This window comes from Candidatus Nitrotoga sp. BS (genome assembly GCF_927797785.1).
GTDB lineage: Bacteria > Pseudomonadota > Gammaproteobacteria > Burkholderiales > Gallionellaceae > Nitrotoga.
On sequence record NZ_CAKMLL010000033.1, the window covers coordinates 1 to 5,591 of the forward strand.

The window sequence follows — 5,591 nt, forward strand, 5'->3', positions numbered from 1 at the left end:
ATGTGTGTACAAGAACCCTAAAATTAGTTCGCTGCCGCGCAGGCAGCTTAGAAATACGGCGCTGGGATAGCCTTGTTTCGTTCTTGGTTCGCTGCCGCGCAGGCAGCTTAGAAATTTTATATGTGTGTACAAGAACCCTAAAATTAGTTCGCTGCCGCGCAGGCAGCTTAGAAATGATGCAGGCATGGCAGGCGCAAGGCGTTGTGGTTCGCTGCCGCGCAGGCAGCTTAGAAATTTTATTGGCGGCTTCTTACGCACTGTTGGGCGTTCGCTGCCGCGCAGGCAGCTTAGAAATGATACGTCAGGCGACGATTTAAGAGCAAAGTGTTCGCTGCCGCGCAGGCAGCTTAGAAATTTAACTTAGCTTCATCAGTGACATTAGCACGGTTCGCTGCCGCGCAGGCAGCTTAGAAAAAAGCGCCTTCGTGCCTCAGTCGCTCATGGCAGTTCGCTGCCGCGCAGGCAGCTTAGAAATATCGTAATGCACGGTGTCTGTGTCTGTTTTTGTTCGCTGCCGCGCAGGCAGCTTAGAAAAGCACTGCCACCGGTGCTGCGCCGACGGCCCTGTTCGCTGCCGCGCAGGCAGCTTAGAAAGAATACTCGGCTGATGATGGGTGGACGCTGAAGTTCGCTGCCGCGCAGGCAGCTTAGAAATCAAGGTGTGTGCGCTTGCGCCACATCGGCACGTTCGCTGCCGCGCAGGCAGCTTAGAAATGAAACCGCGCAGGACGATCCATCATCCGTGCGTTCGCTGCCGCGCAGGCAGCTTAGAAATGCATTATGCGTGATTTTTTGCTTGAGCTTTTGTTCGCTGCCGCGCAGGCAGCTTAGAAATGATGAGTCCGAGATGGACGAAACACATTGCAGTTCGCTGCCGCGCAGGCAGCTTAGAAAGCCAAACATTTGCCGCACTGGTCCAGCTATCCGTTCGCTGCCGCGCAGGCAGCTTAGAAAATTCCGGCGGTTGCCGCGCCGACGATATCATCGTTCGCTGCCGCGCAGGCAGCTTAGAAATCAACAATTGTTTTGATGGCCCCGCTACTTTCGTTCGCTGCCGCGCAGGCAGCTTAGAAAAGCAATCCCCGCAGCTGTTGCGCCAGCACCAGGTTCGCTGCCGCGCAGGCAGCTTAGAAATCTATCAAAGGAACTATTCGATCTTGAGCACGGTTCGCTGCCGCGCAGGCAGCTTAGAAATTTAGTCTAGCCTGCTCTTGCTGAATCGGGTCGTTCGCTGCCGCGCAGGCAGCTTAGATGGACAACGCGTTATTCGTTGATGAGATTTTTGGGTTTCATTTTTAACAGGTGCTAGAAAAGGCGTTGAAAGCTTGGCTCTGCACCTATGACATTGTTTATCCTACGCCACTCATAAAAAACATAACCAGGAGGAGGTTTGTATGGCTAATTTACCTAATTCAAAACGCAACCCATTGATGGCTGATACCGAGCCTACAGACGAAGAATTGTCCGAGGTGATGAGCGAGGCACGTGATTCTGCAATGGCGCGCAAGCGGGAGTCTGATGACTGGATGCGCCGCAAGTTAGCTGAAGCGGTGAGTGAAGCGCGCGCAAGAGATGCTGCGGCTGCATCATGATATTGGCCGAGCAACCGCGTTTGTTGCTAGTGGCGGGGCCGAACGGCGCGGGCAAAACAACCGTGACCGAGCGCGGGCTGGCGCATGAGTGGTTTGCCCGATGTGCTGGCGAAACGTCACAGGTTGAAGTCTTTGCGCGAGGAGTTATTTAATGTGGTGGAGTGAGATATTGCACCATGCCGCAAGTGGCAATAAAAAGTCTTTCGACTTGTATCATTTCTTCATGCGTCAAAGTGGCCAGCGCGGCATTCCCGAAGCGATTCAGATCCAGCGCGCGCGCCTGTTCCGGCATAGCGTAACACGGTTTAAGCAAGCGACCGCGAGGCGTGATTTTAAGACGCAACCCCGACAAATTTTTGTACAATTTGCTGGTCAACGGTATGCACAACACCGGACTCATTCCGGTAACAAGCAAAACATCGTTGAGCAGAATCAGCACTGGCCGTACTTTTCCAGCTTCTGCGCCCGTGTTTGGGTTGAGCCTTGCCAGCCAAATTTCGCCGCGCCGCATTATTTCCACCACTGTTCAGGTTCTGGATCACCCGGCTTACGCCCTTCTGCAATATCGAGTGCCTCGCTATCCGCAAATTCAAATTCTTCGGCGATGGCCATACTTTCTGCACGGGCTTCGGCATTGGTGGCTAAAAATTTGGCGGCCTCAATCATTCCGGTCAGCAATTGTTCGCGCTCGTGCTCTCGCAAGAATTTCTCCAACGCCGCCCGTGCCAACGCAGAGCGGTTCTGGTTTGTTTGCGCCGCCAACGCAGTTAATTGCCGATCCAAATTGTCCGGCAAGCGTAAATTGAGTGTTCCCATGATGGCCTTTTTGTAAATAATTACGGTATACAAAATGTAACACAAAATGCGCACAATTAAAAATACACTTTATGTGATGACCCAAAATGCCTATCTCCATCTGGAGAATGAAACACTACGGGTGGATGTGGAGCGCGAGAAAAAATTGCAGATGCCGCTGCATCATCTGGGCAGTGTGGTATGTCTGGGTAATATCATGCTTTCCCTTGCGTTGATGCATCGCTGTGCGGATGACGGAATTAGTCTGTTTTGCTGAATAACCAAGGACGGTTCAAGGCACATCTTGAAGGTCCGATATCTGGCAATATCCTGCTACGGCAGGCACAGCATCGCTTGGCGCTGGATAAAAAATTTGCGCTGGGCATTGCGCAAAGTGCGATTGCCGGGAAGTTACGAAATAGCCGCCAAATCTTGATGCGCGGCGCGCATGAAGCAGGGGATGAAGAAGGTAGCCGTGCACTCACAGCAACAGTTGAAACACTCTTCAACTCATTACGTAATCGGCCAGTTGCTTGCGCTTGGAAAGTGCGATCCTGGTCGAAAGAGATCAGAAGTGGATTACAGCAAAAATCTACCTGGCCATGAAATTCTGAGCGCTGCAAATTCTGAACAGACCAAAACCAGTTGTCCCAAATTTACAGAAAAAAATTACATTATTTTATTATTTATATTATTATCAATCATTTGAATGCGATTCTAAAAATATTTTGAGGGAGATAAAAGTATGGACTTTATTTTCAAGGAATGTATGCGGCAACTGGTTCCGCTTCAGTATTGGGTAGTATTGAATAGATTGATCCGCGCATCGCTCGTCGGTGTTTTATTGGCGGCATTGGGAGGGGCAGCTTATGCAGCCCCGTTTGCGTACATTTCCAACTTTGGATCCAATGATGTATCTGTTATTGATACCAGCACGAACATTGTAGTGGCTACGGTGCCGGTTGGTATCCGGCCAGTAGGCGTTGCAGTCAATCCAGCGGGTTCTCGTGTATATGTCACTAACAATGACTCCGATAACGTATCGGTTATTGATACCAGTGCCAACACCGTGGTGGCTACGGTGGGGGTCGGTAGTAGCCCCTTTGGCGTTGCAGTCAATCCAGCGGGTACTCGTGTATATGCTGCCAGCCGTGGCTCCAGCACTGTATCGGTTATTGATACCAGCACGAACACTGTGGTGGCTACGGTGGGAGTCGGCGACTTTCCAACTGGCGTTGCAGTCAATCCAGCGGGTACTCGAGTGTATGTCACTAACAATGACTCCGGTAACGTATCGGTTATTGATACCAGCACGAACACCGTGGTGGCTACGGTGGGAGTCGGTGACTTTCCATATGGTGTTGCAGTCAATCCAGCGGGTACTCGGGTGTATGTCACTAACAATGGCTCCGATAACGTATCGGTTATTGATACCAGTACGAACACTGTGGTGGCTACGGTGGGAGTCGGTGACTCTCCATTTGGCGTTGCAGTCAATCCAGCGGGTGCTCGTGTATATGCCGCCAGCAGTGGCTCCGATAACGTATCGGTTATTGATACCAGCACGAACACCGTGGTGGCTACGGTGGGGGTCGGTGGCCAGCCATTAGGCGTTACAGTCAATCCAGCGGGTACTCGGGTGTATGTCGCCAATGCTAACCCCAACACCGTATCGGTTATTGATACCAGCACGAACACCGTGGTAGCTACGGTGGGGGTCGGTAGTGCCCCCTTTGCTTTTGGTCAGTTTGTGGGAGGACCTAATCCACCTGCGACCATCCCGACAACCATTCCGACAAGCATCCCGACAAGCATCCCGACGCTTTCTGACTATGGTTTGATGGCGCTTGGAACTTTGGTCGGATTGATTGGAATGAGGCGAGCTCGAAAACGTAACCCCATTATTTGTTAGGCAGCTGTGGAATATTGGGTCAGATTACTTGGTTAATAATAAACAACAAATTTAATACTTCATCAACTTATTGTCTTTGTCGGTATTAATAGACTCGTGTTTCCAATGGACAGTCTGAGCTCATACAGCTGTTCCAAACAGTGCCCCAACAATAGCTGTTAATCCCATAGCTAAAGCACCCCAAAATGTAACGCGTATTGCACCTACGGTCACTCGCGCTCCACCGGCCTTCGCAGCCACACCACCCAGAAGTGCAAGGAACATCAGTGTAGTCACAGAGATGATAGGAATTAGACTTGCTTCCGGAGCAAATACTGTGACTATGAGAGGCATGCCTGCACCAACAGCGAAGCTGGCTGCTGAAGCAAAGGTGGCTTGAAGTGGACGCGCATTTTGCGCTTCAGTTATCCCAAGTTCGTCGCGAGTATGAGCACCAAGCGCATCATGTGCCATGAGTTGATCGGCTACCTGTTTTGCCAGTGCAGGATCAAGGCCGCGGCCGACATAGATTGCTGCTAGCTCTTTGTGCTCTCCTGGGCCATTTGTTTCGAGTTCTTTTCGTTCACGCTCAATGTCAGCCTGTTCGGAGTCTGCCTGTGAGTGGACAGATACGTACTCGCCTGCAGCCATAGACATGGTTCCTGCGACAAGACCGGCCACGCCCGCGAGCAATATGCTGTCGTGGGTTGCATGTGCAGCTGCAACACCGATTACCAAGCTTGCTGTAGAAACGATACCGTCGTTTGCGCCTAGCACTGCAGGGCGGAGCCAGCCAGTTTGTCCAGCGAGATGTCTTTCCATATGGCGTGATCGCATATTTATAACGTTATTGAGAAATGATGCATGTTAAATCAAGAGGTTTGTGAGGGGATACATTTTTTGACTGTCATGATTCATTAATTCAGTAGGGTAAATCCCCAGCTCTGCCGAGGGGCTCATCAAGGTTTGACCTATGCCACGATCGGATTGAATCTCTCCGAGTCTCGACCAAAAGACGAAGGAGATTCACAAATTAAAGAGTAACAGTGGCTCGCATATATTGAGGAAGGATAGCAAATCTCATGAGGTGCTGATCCCGAAAATATGAAAGAAGAGATATTGGAGTATTGCGTCAGCACCTTAATTCAAAATTTCGAGAACTGGCGAAGCATGAGGATATGGGAGTGGTGGAAAAATCACTGATGTCTGAGCATGCCGCCGAAGTACACGAACTGGGATGTGGTCGGATAGATAAAACAAGCGTAACTACTCACCCCTATAAATAATCAAGAAAACACTTGACAGGTTTTTAG

At 50.6% G+C, this 5,591-nt stretch carries 7 protein-coding genes, 1 pseudogene and 1 CRISPR repeat array; of the genes and pseudogenes, 5 read left to right on the plus strand and 3 right to left on the minus strand.

Annotated features, from left to right (window positions below; translation table 11 throughout):
- Positions 1–26 precede the first annotated feature (26 nt).
- Positions 27–1,254: a CRISPR direct-repeat array (repeat unit 28 nt; unit sequence GTTCGCTGCCGCGCAGGCAGCTTAGAAA).
- A 140-nt stretch (positions 1,255–1,394) separates the two neighbouring features.
- A complete protein-coding gene (locus MJ769_RS02820) occupies positions 1,395–1,592 on the plus strand; it encodes a hypothetical protein (protein WP_239234331.1) in 198 nt (65 codons plus the stop codon).
- Entirely contained in the window at positions 1,589–1,744 is a 156-nt protein-coding gene (locus MJ769_RS02825; RefSeq protein ID WP_239234332.1) for a hypothetical protein, read from the plus strand. The genes MJ769_RS02820 and MJ769_RS02825 overlap by 4 nt, the downstream gene beginning before the upstream one ends.
- Here MJ769_RS02825 and MJ769_RS02830 read toward each other — a convergent pair.
- Together MJ769_RS02830 and MJ769_RS02835 are read right to left on the minus strand one after the other, a co-directional pair.
- On the minus strand, positions 1,741–2,103 hold the full coding sequence (locus tag MJ769_RS02830; RefSeq protein WP_239234333.1) for a type II toxin-antitoxin system PemK/MazF family toxin: 363 nt from the start codon (positions 2,101–2,103) through the stop codon (positions 1,741–1,743). The genes MJ769_RS02825 and MJ769_RS02830 overlap by 4 nt on opposite strands.
- Positions 2,103–2,408, minus strand: coding sequence for a ribbon-helix-helix protein, CopG family (locus MJ769_RS02835; RefSeq protein ID WP_239234334.1), 306 nt, complete (start codon positions 2,406–2,408; stop codon positions 2,103–2,105). The genes MJ769_RS02830 and MJ769_RS02835 overlap by 1 nt, the downstream gene beginning before the upstream one ends.
- A gap of 76 nt (positions 2,409–2,484) precedes the next feature.
- On the opposite strand from MJ769_RS02835, the pseudogene MJ769_RS02840 reads away from it, so the two are divergent.
- Both MJ769_RS02840 and MJ769_RS02845 read left to right on the plus strand, forming a co-directional pair.
- A pseudogene (locus MJ769_RS02840) lies at positions 2,485–2,993 on the plus strand (CRISPR-associated endonuclease Cas1).
- 139 nt (positions 2,994–3,132) lie between these two features.
- On the plus strand, positions 3,133–4,299 hold the full coding sequence (locus MJ769_RS02845; protein ID WP_239234335.1) for an IPTL-CTERM sorting domain-containing protein: 1,167 nt from the start codon (positions 3,133–3,135) through the stop codon (positions 4,297–4,299).
- A 120-nt stretch (positions 4,300–4,419) separates the two neighbouring features.
- Here MJ769_RS02845 and MJ769_RS02850 read toward each other — a convergent pair whose 3' ends face one another.
- Entirely contained in the window at positions 4,420–5,100 is a 681-nt protein-coding gene (locus MJ769_RS02850) for a VIT1/CCC1 transporter family protein (protein ID WP_239234336.1), read from the minus strand.
- Positions 5,101–5,405: 305 nt separating this feature from the next.
- On the opposite strand from MJ769_RS02850, the gene MJ769_RS02855 reads away from it, so the two are divergent.
- Complete coding sequence (locus MJ769_RS02855; RefSeq protein WP_239234337.1) at positions 5,406–5,564, plus strand: hypothetical protein; 159 nt, start codon at positions 5,406–5,408, stop codon at positions 5,562–5,564.
- Positions 5,565–5,591: the final 27 nt, after the last annotated feature.

Bases quoted from the DNA above. Each gene is read 5' to 3' on its own strand.
- MJ769_RS02820 (WP_239234331.1), top strand. From the start codon at position 1,395: ATGGCTAATTTACCTAATTCAAAACGCAACCCATTGATGGCTGATACC.
- MJ769_RS02825 (WP_239234332.1), top strand. From the start codon at position 1,589: ATGATATTGGCCGAGCAACCGCGTTTGTTGCTAGTGGCGGGGCCGAAC.
- MJ769_RS02830 (WP_239234333.1), bottom strand. From the start codon at position 2,103: ATGCGGCGCGGCGAAATTTGGCTGGCAAGGCTCAACCCAAACACGGGC.
- MJ769_RS02835 (WP_239234334.1), bottom strand. From the start codon at position 2,408: ATGGGAACACTCAATTTACGCTTGCCGGACAATTTGGATCGGCAATTA.
- MJ769_RS02845 (WP_239234335.1), top strand. From the start codon at position 3,133: ATGGACTTTATTTTCAAGGAATGTATGCGGCAACTGGTTCCGCTTCAG.
- MJ769_RS02850 (WP_239234336.1), bottom strand. From the start codon at position 5,100: ATGGAAAGACATCTCGCTGGACAAACTGGCTGGCTCCGCCCTGCAGTG.